General features: G+C 67.3%; 16 protein-coding genes and 1 pseudogene. 7 read left to right on the forward strand and 10 right to left on the reverse strand.

The genetic code is table 11. From position 1 onward, the window contains the following. Positions 1–79 precede the first annotated feature (79 nt). The 3 genes from BN973_RS00360 to BN973_RS00370 all read right to left on the reverse strand — a co-directional run bounded on the left by BN973_RS00360 (position 80) and on the right by BN973_RS00370 (position 2645). Positions 80–1522 carry a catalase gene (locus tag BN973_RS00360; protein ID WP_036465205.1) on the reverse strand — a complete coding sequence of 481 codons (1443 nt, stop codon included), beginning with the start codon at positions 1520–1522 and terminating at the stop codon, positions 80–82. Positions 1523–1677: 155 nt separating this feature from the next. Further along, positions 1678–2049, reverse strand: coding sequence for a hypothetical protein (locus tag BN973_RS00365; RefSeq protein WP_036471873.1), 372 nt, complete (start codon positions 2047–2049; stop codon positions 1678–1680). Between the two features lie 212 nt (positions 2050–2261). Beyond that, positions 2262–2645: a hypothetical protein gene (locus tag BN973_RS00370; protein WP_036465206.1), complete on the reverse strand. Its 384-nt coding sequence runs from the start codon at positions 2643–2645 to the stop codon at positions 2262–2264. A gap of 415 nt (positions 2646–3060) precedes the next feature. Here BN973_RS00370 and BN973_RS31945 point away from each other — a divergent pair, with 415 nt between their 5' ends. From BN973_RS31945 to BN973_RS31955, 3 genes are all read left to right on the forward strand, one after another. Next, positions 3061–4329, forward strand: a complete 1269-nt coding sequence (locus BN973_RS31945; RefSeq protein WP_051641043.1) for a PPE family protein — start codon at positions 3061–3063, stop codon at positions 4327–4329. Positions 4330–4644: 315 nt separating this feature from the next. Beyond that, positions 4645–5913, forward strand: a complete 1269-nt coding sequence (locus tag BN973_RS31950) for a PPE family protein (RefSeq protein ID WP_051641044.1) — start codon at positions 4645–4647, stop codon at positions 5911–5913. Between the two features lie 259 nt (positions 5914–6172). After that, a complete protein-coding gene (locus BN973_RS31955) occupies positions 6173–7435 on the forward strand; it encodes a PPE family protein (protein WP_084163243.1) in 1263 nt (420 codons plus the stop codon). Between the two features lie 32 nt (positions 7436–7467). Here the strand turns inward: BN973_RS31955 and BN973_RS00390 are convergent, their stop codons facing one another. From BN973_RS00390 to BN973_RS00410, 5 genes and pseudogenes are all read right to left on the reverse strand, one after another. Continuing rightward, entirely contained in the window at positions 7468–7998 is a 531-nt protein-coding gene (locus tag BN973_RS00390; RefSeq protein ID WP_036465208.1) for a hypothetical protein, read from the reverse strand. A gap of 830 nt (positions 7999–8828) precedes the next feature. Continuing rightward, positions 8829–9512: pseudogene (locus tag BN973_RS32055) on the reverse strand (putative alpha/beta hydrolase); the annotation flags it as partial. Between the two features lie 104 nt (positions 9513–9616). Then, positions 9617–10714, reverse strand: a complete 1098-nt coding sequence (locus BN973_RS00400; RefSeq protein WP_198048967.1) for a DUF4185 domain-containing protein — start codon at positions 10712–10714, stop codon at positions 9617–9619. A 40-nt stretch (positions 10715–10754) separates the two neighbouring features. Next, the gene (locus tag BN973_RS00405; RefSeq protein WP_036465211.1) at positions 10755–11801 is read right to left on the reverse strand and encodes an aspartate-semialdehyde dehydrogenase; all 1047 of its coding nucleotides are present in this window, start codon (positions 11799–11801) and stop codon (positions 10755–10757) included. Beyond that, entirely contained in the window at positions 11802–13079 is a 1278-nt protein-coding gene (locus BN973_RS00410; protein ID WP_036465213.1) for an aspartate kinase, read from the reverse strand. Between the two features lie 241 nt (positions 13080–13320). On the opposite strand from BN973_RS00410, the gene leuA reads away from it, so the two are divergent. Continuing rightward, positions 13321–15189 carry a 2-isopropylmalate synthase gene (leuA, locus tag BN973_RS00415; protein WP_232232002.1) on the forward strand — a complete coding sequence of 623 codons (1869 nt, stop codon included), beginning with the start codon at positions 13321–13323 and terminating at the stop codon, positions 15187–15189. A gap of 1 nt (position 15190) precedes the next feature. On the opposite strand, the gene BN973_RS00420 is transcribed toward leuA, so the two are convergent. After that, positions 15191–16183: a DEDDh family exonuclease gene (locus tag BN973_RS00420; protein WP_036465215.1), complete on the reverse strand. Its 993-nt coding sequence runs from the start codon at positions 16181–16183 to the stop codon at positions 15191–15193. An 80-nt stretch (positions 16184–16263) separates the two neighbouring features. Between BN973_RS00420 and BN973_RS00425 the strand changes: the two genes are divergently transcribed. The 3 genes from BN973_RS00425 to BN973_RS00435 are packed head-to-tail and all read left to right on the forward strand — an operon-like array spanning position 16264 to position 18624. Continuing rightward, positions 16264–17493, forward strand: a complete 1230-nt coding sequence (locus BN973_RS00425) for a Mur ligase family protein (RefSeq protein WP_036465216.1) — start codon at positions 16264–16266, stop codon at positions 17491–17493. Continuing rightward, positions 17486–18205: a type 1 glutamine amidotransferase gene (locus BN973_RS00430; protein ID WP_036465218.1), complete on the forward strand. Its 720-nt coding sequence runs from the start codon at positions 17486–17488 to the stop codon at positions 18203–18205. The genes BN973_RS00425 and BN973_RS00430 overlap by 8 nt, the downstream gene beginning before the upstream one ends. Positions 18206–18207: 2 nt before the next feature. Continuing rightward, complete coding sequence (locus BN973_RS00435; RefSeq protein ID WP_036465220.1) at positions 18208–18624, forward strand: hypothetical protein; 417 nt, start codon at positions 18208–18210, stop codon at positions 18622–18624. 6 nt (positions 18625–18630) lie between these two features. Here BN973_RS00435 and recR read toward each other — a convergent pair whose 3' ends face one another. After that, positions 18631–19242, reverse strand: a complete 612-nt coding sequence (gene recR / locus BN973_RS00440; RefSeq protein WP_025736397.1) for a recombination mediator RecR — start codon at positions 19240–19242, stop codon at positions 18631–18633. Positions 19243–19250 lie beyond the last annotated feature (8 nt).

Below are 19250 nucleotides of genomic sequence, written 5' to 3' on the forward strand. Positions count from 1 at the left end.
CCTATGGCCTGCCGCGAACGTCGAGTTGTCGGGCCGGACACGACCAAGACCGCCTAACAACTCGACGTTCGGCGCCAAGCTATTGGGCCCGAACGCCCTCCTCGACCTTCTTGCCGAGATCCGGGTCGACATTGCGCCAGTACTCGAACACCCGCGACAGCACCGGTTCTTTGACGCCCTTGGAGACGTGCCCAATGATGTTGTGGGCCAATCGGTCTCGTGCCGCGTCGTCGAGAACCTCGCGGACCAAGGTGCCCGCCTGGCCCCAGTCGTCGTCATCGGGGCGCAAAGTGTATGCGGCGCGGACCATCTGACCGTCGGCCATCCACCGCACCTCGGCCGCACGCGCCGGGTCGGCCTGCGGACCACCGTAGGAATTGGGTGCGTAAACCGGGTCCGACACATTCGCCATCCGCATCGCGCCGTCCTTGGAGTAGCTGTTGACCTCCACCTTCGGTGTGTTGACGGGGATCTGCCGGTAGTTGGTGCCCAGCCGCGCCCGATGCGCGTCGGAGTAGGAGAAGCCGCGGGCGAGCAACATCTTGTCCGGGCTCAGCCCGGTGCCGGGAACCGTGTTGTTCGGCTCGAAGGCGGCCTGCTCGATCTCGGTGTGGTAGTCGGTGACGTTGCGGTTCAACGTCATCCGGCCGACGTCGATCAGCGGATAGTCGCCGTGCGGCCACACCTTCGTCAGATCGAACGGGTTGAACCGGTAGGTCTTGGCCTCCTCGAACGGCATGATCTGCATCTTGAGCGTCCAGCTCGGGTGGTCGCCCCGCTCGATCGACTCGTAGAGATCGCGCTGGTGGTAGTCGCCGTCCTCGCCGGCCAACCGGTCGGCATCCTCCTGGGTCAGGAAGTCGACACCCTGGTCGGTGATGAAGTGGTACTTCACCCAGAAGATCTCGTCCGCGGCGTTGATCCAGCTGTAGGTGTGGCTGCTATAGCCGTTCATCTGCCGCCAGTTCTTCGGAATTCCGCGATCGCCCATCAGCCAGGTCACCTGATGCGCCGACTCCGGCGACAGGCTCCAGAAGTCCCATTGCATGTTGTGATCGCGAACGTTGCTGGCCTGCAAGCGCTTTTGCGACCGGATGAAGTGCTGGAACTTCAACGGGTCGCGCATGAAGAAGACGGGCGTGTTGTTGCCGACCATGTCGAAGTTGCCCTCGGTGGTATAGAACTTCAGCGCGAATCCGCGTGGGTCCCGCCAGGTGTCTGGGCTGCCGCGTTCCCCGGCCACGGTCGAAAACCTGGCCAGCATTTCGGTTTTGGTGCCGGGCTGGAACACCGCGGCCCTGGTGTACTTGCTGACGTCATTGGTCACCTCGAAATGGCCGAACGCGCCACCGCCCTTGGCGTGCGGTTGGCGTTCCGGGATGCGTTCCCGGTTGAACTGCGCCATCTGCTCGATCAGGTAATGGTCCTGCAGCAATATCGGACCGTCGGGACCGATCGTCAACGACTGGTCGTCGCTGGGCGCAGCAATACCCGCATCGGTCGTGGTGAAGCGCTCCGTCATCTGGCCATCTCCTCGCTAACTGGGCTGAATCCGAGGGCAATGCGACGTGTACCCATCCAGTGTGAACCCGAATCGGTGCCAAGCACTTTCAACGCGTGAAACGGCCCGGCACCCGCGGCGGGGCGCCGGACCGTTTGCAGTCCTGACGTTGGGTGCTAGGGACGCGCGGGAGCACTGGTCGCGGGAGACGGCGCGGCCGGAGCGCTCGGACCGTATCCGGGCGGCGGACCGTACTGGTAGGGCGGCGGCGTTCCGGGCCCGTACTGCCAAGGTCCGGGGCCGCCGGGGCCACCCGGACCACCGGGCTTCCACATCTGGCCGTGGTGATGGCGGCAGTGGTGGTGGTGGTGATATCCGAAGATCATCGCGCCGGAGAAGAAGACGACCGACAGGATGAAGACGATCCCGGCAACGATCACCACCCACGCCGCTGCCGTGTAAACCTTGGGCGGCTTAACCAGGTGGGGTGGCGGCGGAGTCGTGTCGACGTGCGTCGGCTGTATTGCGCGTTCCGGTGTTTCACTCATGCCTTGCATACTGCCCCTGAATGCAACTGCTGCAACAGATTTCGGCGACAAAGTTGCTGTGAATTCATCCGACCGCGATCCAGGTGCTCCTATCGCGGAAACCACTGGTAGCCCGGCGCTCTGGTGAGCGCCGGGCTACTGCGTGTGAAATTAGTGGCCCCCCGGAGTCCTCCTATTACCCCGTGAGCATCTGAACGGTTGAGGTCTCTCGACTACGGTGTGCGAGACGGAGCGACCGACGACGGAACCTGGCTGGGCCCCGGGGCGCCGGGGGTCACGGCCGCGGGTCCACCCGGCTGCTGGTTCGCGCCGGGCCAACCCGGACCGCCCGGGCCACCCGGACCGCCGAACCGGTGGGGGTGCACCATCGCGTGGTGCTTGTGGTGGTGGCCGTGGTGACCGTGGTGCCCGGTCGACCTACCGAGCATGAAGCCGGTGAAGAAGATGACCGCGATGATGAACACGGTCCCGGCGGCGATGGCGACATAGGCCGCCGCTTGGAAGACCCTGGGGGTCCGGTAGGCCACCGGCTCTGCGGGCGCCGGTGCGGTAGCGGTCGAGGACCGCACAGTTGGGGTTTCAGATGTTTCACTCATGAGACAAATGATGCGGGGGTAAACACAAGTTATGGCTATGCGCTACTTATGTAGCAGCTGTGAGCGCAAAACCCCTGGTCGTCAGGCGGAACTGCGTCAGTTAAATACTTGCCGGCTACTGCCAATCATCGCCGCTAATACGCCCCCGCGCGATAGCTGAGTAAATCGCGGCGCCTCGGGCGAGAAGGTCGAGCCAGTCGACATTCGCGGCCATGTCGGTGCGTCGGGACGCACAAACGCGCGTGACCTAATGGCTGCTCGTTCCTGAAAACTTCAGCAGCAGTGCCACTTTCGGCCACACCACTCATTTAGCTGAGATTAAGTGAACTGTCATCAAAAGTTTATCGAGACCTTTTTCAACACGAGTTAATGTGCCGAGCAAATCGCCGCGCTTAACTCAAGAAAAGGGTTGGACATGGACTTTGGTTTGCTGCCGCCGGAAGTCAACTCGGGATTGATGTACACCGGGCCGGGGTCGGGGCCGATGCTGGCGGCCGCGGCAAGCTGGGACGCGGTGGCCGCCGAGCTGGAGGCCGCCGCGGCCGGCTGCTCCTCGGAGATCGCGGGGTTGACCGGCCGGTGGTTGGGCCCGTCCTCGATGCGGATGGCGGGCTCGGGCACCCGCCAGGCGATGTGGCTGCAAACAAGTGCCGCCCAGGCCGCACGGACCGCCGCGCAGGCCTATTCGGCCGCGGCCGCCTTCGAGACGGCCTACGCGATGACCGTGCCCCCGCCGGTGATCGCCGCCAACCGCGCGCAGCTAATGGTGCTGATCGCCACCAACTTCCTGGGGCAGAACACCCCGGCGATCGCGGCCACCGAAGCCCAGTACATGGAAATGTGGGTCCAAGACGCCACCGCCATGTACGGCTACGCCGCCGCCGCCGAAACCGCCAGCACACTGGAACCCTTCGACGAACCCCAACAGAGCACCAACCCCAACGGCCAAACAGACCAAGCCACCGCCGTCGCCCGAGCCGCCGGCGACACCACCACCGCCCGCACCCAATCCGCAATACAGATGGCCACATCCGACGCCGCCCAGCAGCTGGTCAACGCCACCCCGATTGGGCCCGCCGGCACCTACGGCCCGGGCACTTATGTCGCGCCCAGCGGGGGCACCGTGATCATCGGCGAGGGCAGCAGTGTGACTCTCCGCGCCTTGTCAAGATTTGACGTCATGTTTGGCGGCGTCGTTACCATCGAGTCCGGTAGCAGCCTCACCGTCAACAGCGGTGTCCCCTTCTCTGTAGGCAATGGCTGCGTCGCGACTATCGAGGCCGGCAGCATCGTGACCATGCAGGGCGGGTCGTCCCTAACGCTCAACGGTCTTGCCGGTCCCTCGAGCATGACCATCTCAAACAGCATCGTCACCCTTGGCTCGAGCGCGTTCTGGAGTACGGATGCCGGGACCATCGATGTCATTAGCGGTGTGCTCTCCACAACCGGCGCGAACACAGTTATCTCCGGGACATACACAATCGCCCCGGCCGTCACCCCCGTTGCTCCCGCGGCTAGCGCGTCCGGTTTGGGGGCGGCATCCGCGGCAACCGGCGTGGGCAGTTCCCCGGGCCTGGCGGGAGCCGCGGGAATTCAACCGCAATTCGACGTCGGTGCGCTGATGCAGTGGAGTCAAGGCATCAACGGTGCCGACCTCGCCGCCGGGCTGGCCGAGGTTGGCTGAGACGCTAGACCGGCCTGAAGGGGTGGAATCGCCGCGCCTGACTCGAGAAAATGGTGTAAGACAAGGACTTTGCCTTGCGGTCACCGAAAGGCAAGGACCTGGTGGCTGCTCGAGACGGACCTCGGAGACGGAGACAATGTTCCCGCAATCACGAGCGGTGTGATCTGGAAGACGCAGCACCAGAAACGCTTTCGGGTCCACCGCGGTTTCGGGGGAGCTTGAACGTCCAGTCATTGAGCGTTTACCCTGACCTTATTAGGCACAAGTTAATGCGCCGAGCAAATCGCCGCGCTTAGCTCGAGAAAAGAGGTGGGCATGGACTTCGCCTTGCTGCCGCCGGAAGTCAACTCGGGATTGATGTACACCGGGCCGGGATCGGGGCCGATGCTGGCGGCCGCGGCCAGCTGGGACGCGGTGGCCGCCCAACTGGAGGCCGCCGCGGCCGGCTGCTCCTCGGAGATCGCGGGGTTGACCGGCCGATGGTTGGGCCCGTCCTCAATCCGGATGGCGGCCTCGGGCACCCGCCAGGCGATGTGGCTGCAAACAAGTGCCGCCCACGCCGCACGGACCGCCGCGCAAGCCTATTCGGCCGCGGCCGCCTTCGAGACGGCCTACGCGATGACCGTGCCCCCGCCGGTGATCGCCGCCAACCGGGCACAGCTGATGGTGCTGATCGCCACCAACTTCTTCGGGCAGAACGCCCCGGCGATCGCGGCCACCGAAGCCCAGTACCTGGAAATGTGGGTCCAAGACGCCACCGCCATGTACGGCTACGCCGCCGCCGCCGAAACCGCCAGCACCCTCGAACCCTTCGACGAACCCCCACAGACCACCAACCCCGACGGCCAAACAGACCAAGCCACCGCCGTCGCCCGCTCGGCCGCCGACGCCACCAGCGCCCGCACCCAATCCGCGGTCCAGCTCGCCTCGAACAACGCCACCCAGCTCGCCTCGACCAATCTCCTGCCGGGCGACACCGTCACGGTGCCGGCCGGGACCAACGTCACCGTCGGACCCGGCTCAGTGGCCTGGGTCAACAGCGGAAGCATCGAAGTACCCCAGTCTTCCGGCGCGATGGTGGGGACATATTCGTCCATCGTCGTCCATGCCGGCAGCAGCTTTACTCTCGACCAATTCAGTAGTGGTAATGCGTATGCGGGCTCCGTCGTCTACCTACCCGGCCAGACCATTACGGCTGGCGCCAACCCGATCGAACTCACGCCGGCCGCCGGGGAATTCATCCAGGGCAGCATCGCTAGCGGCTCGGTTTCCGCCACGGGCGACCCGGCAGTGGGGTTTGGTTGGGTCAGCACCCTTGCCAACGCCGTCACCGCTACCGTCGGCCCCGGCGAGGCCTCCATCACCAATGCGGCCGGCACCGTTACTATCGTTACCCCGGTCACGCCCATCGCAACGTCCTCTGGAGGTTTGGGGGCGGCATCCGCGGCAACCGGCGTGGGCAGTTCCCCGGGCCTGGCGGGAACCGCGGGCATTCAACCGCAATTCGACGTCGGCGCGCTCATGGAGTGGAGTCAGGGCATCAACGGTGCCGACCTGGCCGCCGGGCTGGCCGAGGTTGGCTGAGACGCTAGTCCGCCTGAACGGGTGGAATCGCCGCGCCTGACTCGAGAAATGGTGTAAGACAAGGACTTTGCCTTGCGGTCACCGGAAGGTGAGGACCTAGTGGCCGCTCGCGAAAAGCCCAGCGCTAGAGATGTTTTCGGGTACACCGCGGTTTCGGGGGAGCTTAAGCATGCGGTCATCGGTTGTTTACGCGCGCTCTATTCGACACGCGTTAGTGTGCTGAGCAAATCGCCGCGGTTAGCTCGAACAAAGGGTCAACATGGACTTCGCCTTGCTGCCGCCGGAAGTCAACTCGGGGTTGATGTACACCGGGCCGGGGTCGGGGCCGATGCTGGCGGCCGCGGCCAGCTGGGACGCGGTGGCCGCCCAACTGGAGGCCGCCGCGGTCGGCTGCTCCGCGGAGATCTCGGGGTTGACCGGCCGATGGTTGGGCCCGTCCTCAATCCGGATGGCGGCTTCGGGCACCCGCCAGGCGATGTGGCTGCAAACAAGTGCCGCCCAGGCAGCACGGACCGCCGCGCAAGCCTATTCGGCCGCGGCCGCCTTCGAGGGGGCCTACGCGATGACCGTGCCCCCGCCGGTGATCGCCGCCAACCGCGCGCAGCTGATGGTGCTGATCGCCACCAACTTCTTCGGCCAGAACACCCCGGCCATCGCGGCCACCGAAGCCCAGTACCTGGAAATGTGGGTCCAAGACGCCACCGCCATGTACGGCTACGCCGCCGACTCCGAGGCCGCCAGCGCGCTGACCTCTTTCGACGAGCCGTCCCAAACCACCAACCCGAACGGACAAACAGACCAAGCCACCGCCGTCGCCCGCTCGGCCAGCGACGCCACCAGCGCCCGCACCCAATCCGCGGTCCAGCTCGCCTCGAACAACGCCACCCAGCTCGCCTCAACCAATCTCCCGCCGGGCGACACCGGCACCGCCCCGCCCGGCAGCACGGTCACCGTCCCGCCGAACACTGGGGTGTATATCGACAGCGGCACCGTTACCGTCGCCGATCCCGGCACTCAGGTCGGATACTTCGCGGGAGGCCCCATCACCATCAATGTCGGCGGCACGGTCGCGACACTTTTTGATGCCCAGTGGGGTAGCACGTTCATCAACGCGAACACCCTCGTTACCGCCGACGCGACCACCGGCCCCATCACGCTGGTCCCGGTCGCTGATGGCCAACAGGTGGTGGTCGGGTTAGTCAGCGGCTCCGCCTCCATCACCGGGACGGGCCCCGGAAACGCCGCCGTCGTAAACGCCTCGTCGGGCGCCATCACGTTCACCGTTGGCTCGATCCCCGTCGAGATTGTTAACGCCGGTCCCGGAACCGTCGTCATCAACGCCGTCACGCCCATCGCACCTGCCTCGGCTGGCGGGCTGGGGTCCGTGGTCGCGGGAAGCGGGGCGAGCGCCTCACCCGGCCTGGCCGGAACCGCGGGAATCCAACCGCAGTTCGACGTCGGCGCGCTCATGCAGTGGACCTCCACTGCCGACCTCGCCGCCGGTCTGGCCGAAGTGGGTTGAGTAGCAACTGCGCGGCCCTCCGTGCCGGTGAGCTAGAAGGCTTCGCTGCCCGACGGCTTCAGTACGAATCCGTGCTGACCGCTTGTGGTGTCCAGGCACGCGACGAGTCGGTCGGCTCCCACTGCGCAGGTCGCGTTTCGAAAACTCACCTTCTGCCCGGAGTTCAAAAGGGCTCCGCGCGTGAATGGGGTACCACATTTGTCCGCCGTCCGGGTGATTGCGTACGCCGGCCCCGAACCGGCCGCCGCCGCCGTACCGACCACGCAGGGATCTCCGTCGGGCATGTCGCCATGGCAACTGATTCCTTGCCCGGACCACGCGGGGATCGGCTCGCCGGCCTCGAACAAGCACTGAATGTTGTACGGCGTGGAGAAGTAGGCAAAGCGGGGACCTCGACCGGGCTCGGCAAGATAGGCGTCGACGGGCACGAGGGCGAATCCGCCCAGATCCGGGAACCCCGGCGGCTGCGCGGCGGCCTGCTGCGGTGCCGCCGTGCACGACATGGACACCATGACGGACATGGCGGCCAATGACCGCGACGCCAAACTGATGACAGCACGCATGCGAATCCTCCTCGAACTCAGGGCGTAACGGTGAACGTCGTGGTGTAGGTGTGCGGGTCGTAGTGGCCGTCGCCATAGGTGCTCACCCGCATCGAGACCACCTCCTTGCCGTTGATTTCTTGTATGCCGGTGATGGTTGGCCCGTACACCTGCGGCAATGCTTGCGGCGTCACCAGCGCAGTCGGTGCGGCGGTCAGCAGACCCTCTGGGGTGCTGGCGGTCACGGCATGAATGGGCAACGTTTGATGGGTGGACGTCTCGCCCGCGCCGACGACCAGGAATCCGCCTTTGGGCAGCGCGACGATCTGACTCTCGCGGTTTCCGTTCATCGCACCCGAGAACGTTCCCTGCTGCTGCAACGTGTTGCCCCACGCGGAATTCTGGCCGACCGGCGCGGATTGCCACAGCGCCCGCTGCCCGCTCTGCGTGTTCCCGAGGATCACCATCCGCCCCGACTGCGGGTCGAACGCCCCGCTGGCCTGCGAAATCCCGTGCAGGGTAAAGAGTGCGGTCTCGGGATGCTGCAAATCCACGACGACCGTGTCCGGTGACGTGTAGCTGGTATTCGGGCTGCCGTCTGGGTTGTGGTACGGCACGACGGCGTAAAACGCATACTGCTCGCCGTTCGGCCCGACCGCGGTGCCGGTGGGCAACGGGCGGGAGTCCGGCGGGACCGGCAGAGGATTCTGCCCGTCGTACACACCGGGAACGTGGATGTGCGGATACCCGTCCTTGCCGTCACCGCCGAGCGCTATGTCGGTTCCCGGGATCGACGCATCCAAGTCGTCCTGTTTACCGGTGTTTTGGCCCTCGATTTTGGGCGGCGTGGCCGGTCCGTCGATGCTGGGCCCGACGTGCTGCGCAGGGGGCGCCTGGGGAAACTCATGGGCGTCGGCACCCCACACCCGGGCCGGGTCGTAGCCGTCCTTGGCCAAATCCGACTTAGCGTCATCCAGCACATGCGCATAGCCGTCACGGGTTGCCCGCAGTTGGCCGAGTGCGGCTTTGGTGTCGTCAATGGCGTCGTCTTCGCAGCTGGTGATGAAGGCGTTGAGAGCATCCCGGTCCGCCGCGCTGAGGTGGCTGTCTCTTTCCATCTCGATGGCCTCGCCGATCAGGTTGTCGAGCCGCTGCAACTGGCCTTCGAGGGCGGTGATCTGACCGTGCGCGGCGCGCTGCGCCTCGGCCAGGGTGGCGGCGATTTTCTCCAAATCCACGCCGATCTTAGGTATTTGCAACGACTGCGCGCCGAGTGACTTGACTACCCGCCGCACCTCCGCGGAATCGTTGATCGGGTGCTCACCATTCTCCCGATTCCAGGCCGCCGCAAAGCGACCACGAGCCTCCTCAAAAGCCTTGCTGGACTGGGCCGTACACACACCCGCGGCGTGAAACGCCTCGGCCAAATCCGAGATCTGGGCGGGTCGACCAGCCTGCAGGCTCCGGTCGATCGCCCACGGGTCGCCGCCGGCTTCGGCGATCAGCGCCGGAATGCTTATGTAGCGCAGCTGCATGGAATCGTCGGGCTCACTCGCCGCACATATACCAACGTCGCCACCCCCCTTGAGCTGGCAACTACATTACCGCCGCTGATCGCGCCGAGACGGCGGTTTGGTGGCTACTCCGGCTTGAACGGGTTGACCGCGAACTGAATTACCCGATACGGCGCGGACACCCGGGCGCGAGTGTCCCACTGGCTGACGAAGATTCGCAGTTCATCGAGGGTGGAGCCGGGCGAAATGTAACCGCCGTACGGCTGTGCGAGCCGGTTGTCATAGGGCGACGGCAGGCTTTCGGCCGGCTCGGGCCACTCGTCGTGCTGCACCACCGTGGTCACCGGCGCCTCGCCCAGCGACGTCGGGTCGTTGGCCACCCGGACCTCCATGTTGCCGGTGCTGGCGTTGAAGTAGGACAGCACCGCCTTGCCGTCGATCTGACGGACGCACATCTCCCCCACCTGGTCGGGCCACAACGGGGTCGGGGTCTTGTTCCAGCCGCCGGCGGGGCCGGCCGCCCAGCCCTGCCACCGCGACCGATCGGTAAAGTTCTGCGGCGCAACACGATACAGCACCACCGGCTGGCTGCGGGTGAAACTGTTCGCCACGATGTACACCCACCCGCTCGGCGAATCCGGCGCGGGGATGGGGTCGTAGTAGCCGCTGATCTGCGTCTGCGAGCCGTCCTGGTACGACGCGGCCCGCCGGGAGCCCGGAACCGTCCGCCAGCCCGCGTGCGCCGGTTCGGCCGCGACCAGCCGCGAGCTCTGTGGCTCCAGGTCTTTCGTCGTGGTCACCATCAGGTAGTTGCGCCGGTTGATCTGCACCACGCCGGCCGGAAGCTGCGAGTCCCCCGACGGCGTGGGATCGGCCAGCAGCGGCTTGGTGATCCCGGTGACGCCGGTGTAACGCACCCCGGCGGGGTCGTCGACCGACGCGGCGTCGACGTGCAACGCGATCGGCGAGTACCAGCCGCCGAAACCCACGCCTTGCCCGGCGAAGCTGTCGCCGCAAACCTGCAGCAATTCGGTTGGAAACTCCAGAAATTCGCAAAGATCGGTTGCGCCGATGCCGTAGTCCTTGGTGGGAGTCCCGGTTCCAGCCGTCGGGCCGAGTCGCAGCACCTGGCCCGGTGCCAGCGGCCCCACAATGGGCCCGGGGGCGGGCGCCGGAGGGTCGGCGCGCGCAGACGGGATGTATTGTGGCACAAATAAAGACAAGCAGATGGGCAGCACAAACCGGGCGCTACTCACCCGCGGATCACAATGCCGAGTGCAGTTCCGAGGCCAGCAACTCGGCAATCTGAATGGTATTGAGCGCCGCCCCTTTACGAAGGTTGTCCCCCGAGACGAACAGCGCCAGGCCCCGTCCGTCCGGCACCCCCGGGTCGCGGCGAATCCGGCCGACCAATGAGTCGTCGACTCCGGCGGCAGCCAAGGCGGTGGGCACGTCGACCACTTTCACACCGGGAGCCGCGCGCAGCAATTCGGTGGCCCGCTCGGGCGAAAGTGGTTGGGCGAACTCGGCATTGATCGACAACGAGTGCCCGGTGAACACCGGCACCCGCACGCAGGTCCCGCTCACCAGCAGATCGGGGATGCCGAGAATCTTGCGGCTCTCGTGGCGCAGCTTCTGATCCTCATCGGTCTCCCCGGAGCCGTCGTCCACCAGCGAGCCGGCCAGCGGCAGCACGTTGAAGGCGATGGGCGCGACATAGGTTTTGGGCGCCGGGAATTGCAGCGCGCCGCCGTCGTGCACCAGCTGCTCGGCGTCGTCGATCACCGCGCGCGCCTGGCTGGCCAGCTCCTCGACTCCGGCCACCCCGCTGCCGGACACCGCCTGATAGCTCGACACCACCAGACGCAGGAGTCGGGCTTCGTCGTGCAGCGGCTTGAGCACCGGCATCGCGGCCATCGTGGTGCAGTTCGGGTTGGCGATGATGCCCTTGGGCCGGTTGGCGGCATCGCGAGCGAAGTTCACCTCGGACACCACCAGCGGCACCTCGGGATCCTTGCGCCAGGCCGAGGAATTGTCGATCACGGTCACCCCGGCGGCCGCGAACCGCGGGGCCTGCACCAGCGACATCGTCTTGCCGGCCGAGAACAGTGCGATGTCCAGGCCGGTCGGGTCGGCCGTCGCGGCGTCCTCGACCTCGATCTCCTGGCCGCGGAATCCCAGCTTGCGGCCCTGCGAGCGGGCCGACGCGAAGAACCGCACCGACGTGGCGGGAAAGTCCCGCTCGTCGAGCAGATTGCGCATCACCTGGCCCACCTGGCCGGTGGCCCCCACTACCCCGATGGCAACCATTTATCGACCCGTCCCCGCATACACCGTGGCCTCCTCCTCGCCGCCTAGGCCGAACGCCTCGTGCAACGCCACGACGGCCTTGTCTAGTTCGGTGTCGCGGCACAGCACCGAGATCCGGATCTCGGAGGTGGAGATCAGTTCGATGTTGACGCCCACCTCGGCCAGCGCCTCACAAAAGGTGGCGGTGACCCCGGGGTGGCTGCGCATGCCCGCGCCGATCAGCGACACCTTGCCGATGTGGTCGTCGTAGAGCAGCTGGGTGAAGCCGATCTCGTCCTTGAGGGAGTCCAGCTTGGCCACCGCGGTGGGTCCGCTGTCGCGCGAGCAGGTGAACGTGATGTCGGTCTTGCCGTCCTCGACCTTGGAGACGTTCTGCAGCACCATGTCGATGTTCACGTCGGCCTCGGCGACGGCCCGGAAGACGCGCGCCGCATACCCCGGGATGTCCGGGATCCCGACGACGGTCACCTTGGCTTCGCTGCGGTCGTGCGCAACTCCGGTCAGCAGGGGGCTTTCCATAGTTATGTCCTTAGTTATGTCCTTGATCGATCCGACGACGACGGTGCCTGGTTTATCCGAGTACGACGACCGGACGTGTACGGGCAAGTTGTAGCGGCGGGCGTACTCCACGCAGCGCAGCATCAACACCTTGGCGCCGCAGGCGGCCATCTCGAGCATTTCCTCGAAGGTGACGGTGTCGAGCTTGCGGGCGTTGGGCACGATCCGCGGGTCCGCGCTGAAAATGCCGTCCACGTCGGTGTAGATCTCGCAGACGTCGGCGTGCAGGGCGGCGGCCAGCGCGACGGCCGTGGTGTCCGAACCGCCGCGGCCCAGCGTGGTCACATCGCGGCTGTCCTGGCTGACGCCCTGGAAGCCGGCGACCAACACGACATCGCCCTGCTCGAGGGCGGATTGCAACCGCGTCGGCGTGACGTCGATGATCTTCGCGTTGCCGTGCGTGCCGGTGGTGATGACGCCGGCCTGGGAGCCGGTGAACGACCGGGCGCGGGCGCCGAGCGATTCGACCGCCATGGCCACCAGCGCGTTGGAGATGCGTTCCCCGGCCGTCAGCAGCATGTCCAGTTCGCGGGCCGGCGGCACCGGGCACACCTGTTGCGCCAGATCCAGCAGGTCATCGGTGGTGTCGCCCATCGCTGAGACCACGACGACAACGTCGTTGCCCTGCTTTTTGGTCTCGACGATGCGTTCCGCGACGCGACGGATCCGGTCGGCGTCGGCCACCGAGGATCCGCCGTACTTTTGTACGACGAGCGCCACTGTTTCTCTGCCTGCCCTTCCACACCACAGACGTGGTTCAAGTTCACAACAGGATACGTGGCGGCGCATCTTGTTTTTTGACCCGCTGGCGGGTACCACAGCCTGCGGTTTTGGTCCCGATTCGGCGCAGTTTTCGCCCAGGCGCCGATCGCGGTAGAGTTCAGACCGTGCAGCGGGTGCTCCTTCTCGGACGCCGCGACGGGGTCTAATCCAGACCGGCTTCCCGTCGCGGGTGTTCGCGATGCGCCGGTCTGAAGTCCCTTCTGACATCCCCGGAGCAACGACCGTGACCAACTTTTCGCAACCCGCCAACCCCGACGCATACAGCTCGGCCCGCACCGTGAGAAAGCCCGCGGGCCCGCCTCGACCCGACCAGCCCGCGTGGAATCCGCAGCGCGGCTCGTCGATGCCGGTCAATCGATACCGGTCCTTCGCCGACGAAGTGGAGCCGATCCGGCTCGACGACCGCACCTGGCCCGACCGCGTCACCAGCAACGCCCCGCTGTGGTGCGCGGTCGACCTGCGTGACGGCAACCAGGCGTTGATCGACCCGATGAGCCCGGCCCGCAAGCGCCGCATGTTCGACCTGCTGGTCGGCATGGGCTACAAGGAGATTGAAGTCGGATTCCCGTCGGCCAGCCAAACCGATTTCGACTTCGTGCGCGAGATCATCACCGACGGCGCCATTCCCGACGACGTCACCATCCAGGTGCTGACGCAGTGCCGCCCGGAACTGATCGAGCGCACCTTCGAGGCGTGCCGAGGCGTGCACCGGGCGATCGTGCACTTCTACAACTCGACGTCAATCCTGCAGCGCCGCGTGGTATTTCGCGCCGACCGGGCCGCGGTGCAGGCCATCGCGACCGACGGTGCCCGCAAGTGCGTCGAAGAGGCGGCCAAGTACCCGGACACGCAATGGCGCTTCGAGTATTCGCCGGAGTCTTACACCGGAACGGAATTGGAGTACGCCAAGCAGGTGTGCGACGCCGTCGGCGACATCATCGCGCCGACGCCGGACAACCCGATCGTCTTCAATCTGCCCGCCACCGTGGAGATGGCGACCCCCAACGTCTACGCCGACTCGATCGAGTGGATGAGCCGCAACCTGGCCAACCGGGAGTCGGTCATCCTAAGCCTGCATCCGCACAACGACCGCGGAACCGCTGTCGCCGCAGCCGAATTGGGATATGCGGCCGGGGCGGACCGCATCGAGGGCTGCCTGTTCGGCAACGGGGAGCGCACCGGCAACGTGTGCCTGGTGACGCTGGGGCTGAACCTGTTCTCCCGGGGTGTGGACCCGCAGATCGACTTCTCCAACATCGACGAGATCCGCCGCACCGTCGAGTACTGCAACCAGCTGCCGGTGCATGAGCGCCACCCGTACGGCGGCGATCTGGTCTACACCGCGTTCTCGGGCAGCCACCAGGACGCCATCAACAAGGGCCTGGACCAGATGAAGGCCGACGCCGACGCCGCGGACACCGACGTCGAGGACATGCTCTGGCAGGTGCCGTATCTGCCGATCGACCCGCGCGACGTCGGACGCACCTACGAGGCGGTGATCCGGGTCAACTCCCAGTCCGGCAAGGGCGGGGTGGCCTACATCATGAAGGCCGACCACGGCCTGGCTCTGCCGCGACGGCTGCAGATCGAGTTCTCCCGACTAATCCAAAAGATCAGCGAAGGGGAAGGCGGCGAGGGCGGTGAGGTGTCGCCGAAGGAGATGTGGGACGCGTTCTCCGAGGAGTACCTGGCGCCGATCCTGCCGCTGGAACGGATCAGGCAGCGCGTCGACGCCTCCGAGGAAGACGGCGGCACCACCCGGATCGCCGCGACCGTCAAGATAAACGGGGCGGAGACCGAGATCAGCGGGGCCGGCAACGGCCCGCTCGCCGCGTTCGTCCACGCGCTGGGCGACGTCGGGTTCGACGTCGCCGTCCTGGACTACTCCGAGCACGCGATGAGCTCCGGCGACGACGCGCAGGCCGCGGCGTACGTCGAGGCGTCGGTGGCCGGCCGCACGGTGTGGGGTGTGGGCATCGCCCCGTCGATCACCACCGCGTCGCTGCGTGCGGTGGTGTCGGCGGTCAACCGCGCATCGCGCGGCTGATCTAAAACAGCGCGAGCTGCTCGTCGGCGCGCGTGGCGTCGACGAACTCCTCCATGCTGGTGCCGCCGATCACGGTGCCCACGCCGTCCATGAACTGGGCGTCGGACAGCACCGGCACCCCCAGCTGCTGGGCCTGGTAGCCCTTACCCTGCGCCGGAGTGTCGGCGTTGCACACCACCAGCGAGGTCTCGCGGTCGACGACGTCGGTGTAGGCCAGCCCGGCGTGCAGGATCCGCTCGACGAGCTCCTCGTGCGTGCGCCGCACCTCGGCGGCCAGCGCCACCCGCATGCCCTGGACCAGCGGCCTGCCGCTGACATACGGCCCGGGGTTGAGGTAGGGGCAGGGCATCCGGGAGGCCAGCGCCTTCAGCGGGCGCAGCTCGTCGTGGGTCACCCGACCGTTGGGCCAGCGGCGCCGGGTGACCGGACGCACCGGCAGCCAGATGTCGCGCTCGCGGGCCCGCTCGAGCGCGGACGCGAGCACACCGGTCAGCACCAGGGCATCGTCGAAGGCATCGTGCGGCCGCTCCTGCGTCACGCCCCAGTGCGCGGCGAGGGTCTCCAGCCGCAGGTTATCGACGCCGAGGTCGAGCCGCCGGGCCAGCTCGACCGTGCACATCACGCTGTCGACGGGAAGCGCGACGCCGGTGAGCTCGGCCTCCGCGGCCAGGAACGCGTAGTCGAACGCGACGTTGTGGGCCACCAGCGTCCGCCCCCGCAGCACCTCGACCACGTCGCGAACGATGTCGCCGAACTGCGGCTGGTCCTCGAGCATCGCGGCGGTCAGCCCGTGCACGTGGGTAGGGCCGGGGTCCACGCCGGGGTTGAGCAGGCTGACCACCGATTGCTCGACGCGGCCGGCGGCGTCGAGCCCGAGCACCGCGAGGCTGATGACCCGGGCCTGACCCGGCCGGAAGCCCGAAGTCTCGACGTCGATGACGGCCCAACCCGCGTCCGGCTCGCTCGCCGGACGGCCCCACGCGATCGGGTTCATGGACGACAGAATCCCACGTCGAACCGACATCACCCGGTCGCTGCGGATTCGTGTCGCCCCAAAACACTTAAACTGCGCGGGTGGTCACCACCCGCGCACGTCTGGCCCTCGCCGCAGGAGCGAGCGCGCGCTGGGCGTCGCGGATGACCGGACGCGGCGCCGGCGCGATGATCGGCGGCCTGGTCGCGATGACGCTGGACCGCTCGATCCTGCGCCAGCTCGGCGCGGGACGGCGCACGGTCGTCGTCACCGGCACCAACGGCAAGTCCACGACCACCCGGATGACCGCCGCCGCGCTCGGCACGCTGGGTCCGGTCGCCACCAACGCCGAGGGCGCCAACATGGACGCCGGCCTGGTCGCCGCGCTGGCCGCCGACCGTGGCGCGGGGCTCGCGGCCCTGGAAGTCGACGAGATGCACGTGCCGCACGTTTCCGATGCCGTCGAGCCCAGCGTCATCGTGCTGCTCAACTTGTCGCGCGATCAGCTGGACCGGGTCGGCGAGATCAACGTGATCGAACGCACACTGCGAGCGGGCCTGGCCCGGCATCCGAACGCCGTCGTCGTCGCCAACTGCGACGACGTGCTGATGACCTCGGCCGCCTACGACAGCCCGAACGTGGTGTGGGTGGCCGCCGGCGGGTCGTGGGCGAACGACTCGGTCAGCTGCCCGCGCAGCGGCGAGGTGATCGTCCGCGAGAAGGGCCACTGGTATTCCACCGGCGCCGACTTCAAGCGGCCCAGCCCGCAGTGGTGGTTCGACGACGACACGTTGTACGGGCCCGACGGGCTGGCCCTGCCGATGCGGCTGGCGCTGCCGGGCGCAGTGAACCGGGGCAACGCCGCCCAGGCCGTCGCGGCCGCCGTCGCGCTGGGCGCCAACCCCGCGGCGGCCGTCGCGGCGGCGTCGGGGGTGGACGAGGTCGCCGGCCGCTACCGGACCGTGCGCATCGGGCCGCACGAGGCGCGCATCCTGCTGGCCAAGAATCCGGCCGGCTGGCAGGAAGCGCTGTCGATGGTCGACAAGCACGCGGCCGGGGTGGTCATCTCGGTCAACGGGCAGGTGCCCGACGGCGAGGACCTGTCCTGGCTGTGGGATGTGCGCTTCGAGCACTTCGAAGAGACCGCCGTGGTGGCCGCCGGCGAACGCGGCACCGACCTGGCGGTGCGGCTGGGGTACGCGGGCGTCGAGCACACCCTGGTGCACGACACCCTGGCGGCCATCGCGTCCTGCCCGCCGGGACGTGTCGAGGTCGTCGCCAACTACACCGCCTTCCTGCAGCTGCACCGAGCATTGGCGCGCCATGGCTGACCCTGGGTCTGTCTCCAAGGTGCGGATCGGGTTGGTGCTGCCCGACGTGATGGGCACCTACGGCGACGGCGGCAACGCGGTGGTGCTGCGGCAACGGCTGCGGCTGCGGGGTATCGCCGCCGAGATCGTCGAGATCACGCTGGACGACCCGGTGCCGGAATCGCTGGACCTGTACACCCTCGGCGGCGCCGAGGACTACGCGCAGCGGCTGGCCACCCGGCACCTGCAGCGGTATCCGGGCCTGCAGCACGCCGCGCAGCGCGGCGCGCCGGTGCTGTCGATCTGTGCGGCGGTCCAAGTCCTCGGGCACTGGTACGAGACGTCGTCGGGGGAACGGGTCGACGGCGTGGGCATGCTGGACGTGACGACCTCCCCGCAGCAGGCGCGCACGATCGGCGAGGTGGTGAGCAAGCCGCTGCTGGCCGGGCTGACCGAGCGGCTCACCGGGTTCGAAAACCACCGCGGCGGCACCGTGCTGGGCCCCGACGCCGCGCCGTTGGGCACGGTCGTCAAGGGCGCCGGCAACCGGCTCGGCGACGGCTTTGACGGCGTGGTCCAGGGCAGCGTCGTCGCGACCTACATGCACGGCCCGTGCCTGGCCCGCAACCCGCAGCTGGCCGATCTGCTGCTGAGCAAGGTGGTCGGCGAGCTGGCGCCGCTGGAACTGCCCGAGGTGGACGTGCTGCGCCGCGAACGACTGGCGGCGCGCTAACCGTGCGGACCCAGACGACGGCTGGTGTTGCCGCACTGAGCGCCGCGCTCATCGCGTCGTCGACACCCGCGCATGCCGACCCGGAAGTGCTGAACGGCCGGTACAACGTGCTGTACGCGAACACCGACAAACCGACCGCCTGGCTCTTCGTCCCGTGCGGATCGGACTGCACCCGGGCGACCTCGCAAGATGGCGGGACGTTCGTCATCAGCTGGGAATTCCACCTGGCCAATGGGCGGTGGACGCACCGCGGGACGGCCCAGGCGCCCTGCCCGAACGGCGCATCGGCCCCGGTGACCGTCGACTACAGCTTCGATGCCGTGTCGCTTGCCGGAGAGGGTCAGACAACGACGTCGGACGCGTGTATGGGAGAGCCGGGCCGGACCTTTACCAGGCAATTCCAATTGAGCAAGGCCTGAGGAACGTCAGACCATGGACCGGCGGCCGGTGAGTGCGCGGCCCAGGGTCAGCTCGTCGGCGAACTCCAAGTCGCCGCCCATCGGCAGCCCGGACGCGATTCGGGTGACGGTCAGGCCGGGAATGTCGCGCAGCACCCGGACCAGGTAGGTCGCCGTGGCCTCGCCCTCGGTGTTGGGGTCGGTCGCGATGATCACCTCGGTGATGTCCACACCGTCGACCCGCTCGCCGATGCGGCTGAGCAGCTCGCGAATCCGCAGCTGATCGGGGCCCACGCCGGACAGCGGATCCAGCGCACCGCCCAGCACGTGGTAGCGGCCCCGGAATTCGCGGGTGCGCTCGACGGCCTGGACGTCCTTGGGTTCCTCGACGACGCACACCTGCGAGCCGTCCCGGCGCGGATCGCCGCAGATCCGGCAGCGCTCGTCGTCGGACACGTTGCCGCACACCGCGCAGAACCGGACGCCGTCGCGGACCTTCGCCAGCACGGCGGTGAGCCGGTCGATGTCCGGCGGTTCGACCGACAGCAAGTGAAAGGCGATGCGCTGCGCGCTCTTTGGCCCGATACCCGGCAGCTTGCCGAGCTCGTCGATCAGATCCTGGACCGGTCCCTCAAACATCTAGGTAG

It is taken from the genome of Mycobacterium triplex (genome assembly GCF_000689255.1).
In the GTDB taxonomy this organism is placed as follows: Bacteria; Actinomycetota; Actinomycetes; order Mycobacteriales; family Mycobacteriaceae; genus Mycobacterium; species Mycobacterium triplex.

What these genes read in the sequence shown, in the direction of transcription:
- leuA (WP_232232002.1), top strand. Translation starts at nt 13,321, where the DNA reads ATGCGCCGGTCTGAAGTCCCTTCTGACATCCCCGGAGCAACGACCGTG.
- BN973_RS00420 (WP_036465215.1), bottom strand. Translation starts at nt 16,183, where the DNA reads ATGAACCCGATCGCGTGGGGCCGTCCGGCGAGCGAGCCGGACGCGGGT.
- BN973_RS31955 (WP_084163243.1), top strand. Translation starts at nt 6,173, where the DNA reads ATGGACTTCGCCTTGCTGCCGCCGGAAGTCAACTCGGGGTTGATGTAC.
- BN973_RS00360 (WP_036465205.1), bottom strand. Translation starts at nt 1,522, where the DNA reads ATGACGGAGCGCTTCACCACGACCGATGCGGGTATTGCTGCGCCCAGC.
- BN973_RS31945 (WP_051641043.1), top strand. Translation starts at nt 3,061, where the DNA reads ATGGACTTTGGTTTGCTGCCGCCGGAAGTCAACTCGGGATTGATGTAC.
- BN973_RS00430 (WP_036465218.1), top strand. Translation starts at nt 17,486, where the DNA reads ATGGCTGACCCTGGGTCTGTCTCCAAGGTGCGGATCGGGTTGGTGCTG.
- BN973_RS31950 (WP_051641044.1), top strand. Translation starts at nt 4,645, where the DNA reads ATGGACTTCGCCTTGCTGCCGCCGGAAGTCAACTCGGGATTGATGTAC.
- BN973_RS00390 (WP_036465208.1), bottom strand. Translation starts at nt 7,998, where the DNA reads ATGCGTGCTGTCATCAGTTTGGCGTCGCGGTCATTGGCCGCCATGTCC.
- recR (WP_025736397.1), bottom strand. Translation starts at nt 19,242, where the DNA reads ATGTTTGAGGGACCGGTCCAGGATCTGATCGACGAGCTCGGCAAGCTG.
- BN973_RS00365 (WP_036471873.1), bottom strand. Translation starts at nt 2,049, where the DNA reads ATGAGTGAAACACCGGAACGCGCAATACAGCCGACGCACGTCGACACG.
- BN973_RS00405 (WP_036465211.1), bottom strand. Translation starts at nt 11,801, where the DNA reads ATGGTTGCCATCGGGGTAGTGGGGGCCACCGGCCAGGTGGGCCAGGTG.
- BN973_RS00370 (WP_036465206.1), bottom strand. Translation starts at nt 2,645, where the DNA reads ATGAGTGAAACATCTGAAACCCCAACTGTGCGGTCCTCGACCGCTACC.